The organism is Lutibacter sp. B1 (genome assembly GCF_012524075.1).
Lineage (GTDB): Bacteria > Bacteroidota > Bacteroidia > Flavobacteriales > Flavobacteriaceae > Lutibacter.
On sequence record NZ_JAAZUI010000050.1, the window covers coordinates 1 to 3,801 of the forward strand.

The 3,801-nt window shown below is 31.9% G+C and carries 3 protein-coding genes; all 3 read left to right on the forward strand.

The window, feature by feature from the left end:
• The first annotated feature begins 189 nt into the window (after positions 1-189).
• The 3 genes from HGB55_RS14470 to HGB55_RS14480 all read left to right on the forward strand — a co-directional run bounded on the left by HGB55_RS14470 (position 190) and on the right by HGB55_RS14480 (position 3,325).
• Positions 190-942, forward strand: a complete 753-nt coding sequence (locus tag HGB55_RS14470) for a hypothetical protein (RefSeq protein WP_168817712.1) — start codon at positions 190-192, stop codon at positions 940-942.
• A gap of 176 nt (positions 943-1,118) precedes the next feature.
• Positions 1,119-1,811 carry a hypothetical protein gene (locus HGB55_RS14475; protein ID WP_168817714.1) on the forward strand — a complete coding sequence of 231 codons (693 nt, stop codon included), beginning with the start codon at positions 1,119-1,121 and terminating at the stop codon, positions 1,809-1,811.
• Between the two features lie 185 nt (positions 1,812-1,996).
• Entirely contained in the window at positions 1,997-3,325 is a 1,329-nt protein-coding gene (locus HGB55_RS14480; protein WP_168817716.1) for a serine hydrolase, read from the forward strand.
• Positions 3,326-3,801 lie beyond the last annotated feature (476 nt).

Below are 3,801 nucleotides of genomic sequence, written 5' to 3' on the forward strand. Positions count from 1 at the left end.
AATAGACAAAAGAAATAAAAAGATAATGAAAAGAATGAATTATGCCAGCGTACAACACTGTATATAGCTCATTGTGGCGAAATTTTTTAATCGAAAAATTTCTTATATTTATTGTCAAAATTGCTTCGGCGGAAAAATCTTGCTGATTTTCCCACAACGAAGCCATATACAAACCCGTTGCCACCAATTATGAAAAAGATTCTACACATATTTATTTTTTTGTTTTCAGTAGGAATATTTGCTTGTGATTGTGATGAACCTTCGATTACTGAAAAATATATTCAGTCTGATTTTGTTGCTAATGTGACAATTCTAAAAATATATCCTAATCAAAAAGGAGAAAAAGGATACAGAGCAGATATTAAAATTAACGAATTGTTCAAAGGAGAAATTTCAAAATCAATTTATGTTTATGGTCAAAGTGATAATGGAATTGGAACATCTTGTGATATTTTCATTCCAGAGAATACAAAGTTAATTGCATATGCTCGAAAAAATAGTGATGGTAATTTTGGAATTGGAATGTGTTCCGGATTACTTTATTTAAATAAAAGCAATTTTAAAAATTCAAAACGAGAATTAGCGATTTTAAAAGTGTTCAAAACTAAAAATATCCGTTTTACTGACAAAATTGAGTATCTAGAAAAATCAAACTTGTATGAGCAATTAAAGCAGTTTAAAGGAATTGAGTTACAGAAAGATTTTGGGTTGTATGAAATAACTTTTTCGCAAGATTTGACAATTAAAAGTGTATCTGAAATAAGTGGATTTGGAAAATCAATAGACCAAAAACTGATAGAGATTATCAAGCAAACCGAATGGTCAAGCAATAACTTAGGTATTAATGACAAAGTACCTGATAATAGTAAATTGATTATAGGTATTTATTTCTATCCTGAAGAAAAAGGAAATCCGAGTTTTTTAAGTCAGTTTTATCTTTAAAATGATAAAATAAACTGGTGGCAACAATGCATATAAAAAATTGCTTAATTCAATAATACAGAATGTTTCTAAAATATAAAAATACTAAATTTAAACATCGGAAAATTGCGTTTTCAAACCCGCAACTTTTCATATTCTAACTCGTTGTAAGCCATGCTAAAAAGACACTCAACCATATGAAAAGAACTTTATTAATATTGACGATTTTAATTGCAGGATTTTCAAAAGGATATTCATGCAAATGTTATCAAATGAATCTTAGAAATGAGATAGACTCTGCTGATTTAATATTTCAAGGGATTCCATTTGACAAAAAACAAATTGATTCGAAAATGATTTATAGGTTTTCAGTCGGAAAAATTTGGAAAGGTGAAAAATCTGATACTATTGAAATAAAAACAGGACTTGGCGGACCTGATTGCGGAATGATTTTCGAATTGGGTAAGGCATATATTGTTTATTCAAAACATTTTGAGACAACATATTGTCGCAGAAACAAATTAGTTGATTCAACATTAGATGATTTGAAACTTGATTTTAAGTTCATGCCTGATTTCTCAAATGCCTTTATAGACAACGAGAAAAGACTAAATTCCAAAGAATCTGAATACTTAAATAGACAATTTGAAAAAACGTTTAAAGATTATGATTTTACAGATAAATCAATCCTTTTTACTTATTCAACAAAAGCTATCTCAAAAAGCGACTGGATTTATACGAATTGGGAATATGATTCTCCTTCAGTTGAGTTAGTAAAATTGACTGAGAGTGAAAAACAACAGACTGGATATGATGCAATATTAGTAACATGGTCGAAATTCATGATTAATGATAAGATGAAAACCAAGATTCTTAAACAAATAAAATAAAGCACGGCTTACAACACATGGTATAGTGCATGCGGGTTTCAGAGGTTTTCGAAGGTTTGTGGCTCGTAAAAAAAGTCGGTGTAAACTGATAGGAAATTGCATCGAACTCCCGCACGACACCATACCATAAACCGTTGGGTGCTATTTTAGTGAGACCCGTTAACGATAACATAAACAGGACAAAAATGAAAAAAACAATTTTAACAACAGTACTAATTTTGACACTTAGTCAAATCGGACTTGCACAAACGAACTTTGACAAAATCAAATTAGACAACTACTTCAACGCACTTGAACAAAACAACAAATTTATGGGAAGTGTTGCCGTTTCTAAGAACGGAGAAATTATTTATACAAAAACAATCGGACTTGCTGATGTTGAAAATAATGTAAAATCAACAGAAAGTTCTAAGTACAGAATTGGCTCAATCTCTAAATCATTTACGACAGTTTTAATTTTAAAGGCGGTTGAAGAAAGAAAAATAGACCTAAATCAAACTATTGATAAATGGTTTCCTACAATCTCAAATGCAAAGAAAATAACTGTAAAACATTTGCTAAGTCACAGAAGTGGAATACACAACTTCACAAATGACAAGGATTATTTAACTTGGAACACGCAATCAAAGACAGAAAATGAAATGGTTGAAATTATTGCAAAAGGCGGTAGCGACTTCAACCCTGACAGCAAAGCAGAATACAGCAATTCAAACTTTGTGCTTTTGACTTATATTCTTGAAAAGACTTTTACAAAATCGTATTCTGACTTGTTGCAAGAATTTATTGTTAAACCAATTGGGTTGACAAACACTTATGTTTTTGGCAAAATCAATCCAAACAACAACGAATGTAAATCATACAGATTCGCAGGTTCTTGGAAAGTAGAAAGCGAAACGAACTTTACTATTCCTTTGGGGGCAGGTGCAATAATTTCCACACCAACCGACTTGACAAAATTTGCAGACGCTTTATTTGGTGGAAAACTTTTGGCACATGAAAGTCTTGAAATAATGAAAACCATAAAGGACGGTTACGGAATTGGTTTGTTTCAAATTCCTTTCTACAAAAGCCTTGGTTACGGACATACCGGCGGAATTGACGGGTTTAGTTCTGTTTATTCTCATTTTGCAGACGACAAAATTTCGTATGCGTTGATTTCTAATGGAACCAACTTTAATAACAACGATATTTCTATTGCAGTTTTAAGTGCAGTTTACGATAGACCATACGAAATTCCAGAATTCACAACTTTCAACTTGACTTCGGAAGACTTAGACAAGTATTTAGGCGTATACGCTTCTAAACAAGTTGCATTGAAAATTACAATCACAAAAGACGGAAATACTTTAATTGCACAAGGGACAGGACAACCTGCATTTCCGCTTGAAGCAACAGACAACGACAAATTTAAGTTTGACCAAGCAGGAGCAAAATTTGAATTTAATCCGACAGAAAAAACAATGATTTTATTTCAAGGTGGTGGACAAATTAATTTTACGAAAGAAGAAAAATAATAAAAACAGCACCCAACACGCGGTCATAAATAATTGGGGTTTAGGTGGTTAATTGCATGTTTTGGTTTGCCAAATATACGTTTTCCCGGCTTGATTTGCAAGGTGCTCCGAACTCCCCAACTATTCATACCGCCAACCGTTAGCATAAATAGCTCGGCTGAGTTTTGGTCAGAAAAACTAAAGTTGAAAAACTTAATTGAAAACTATGATTTTTAGCAATATTTCGGAGTGAAAATTGTAGCGGTCAGAGTTGAGCAATGAAAACGGAAAGAATTGAGTTTTTACTGAAAAAATTGTACTAAACCGAGAAATTTCTGAGTGATTTATACTCAAAAAAGTATGAGAATTGAATCGGAATGAATTTGCTTTGAATGAAAAATATGTACAAACCTGAAAAATTCCAGATTGACTTCCACTCTACCGGAATTGAGCATTGAAACGGTTAAGATTTTGAGCAACGAATCCGAATATCTTTA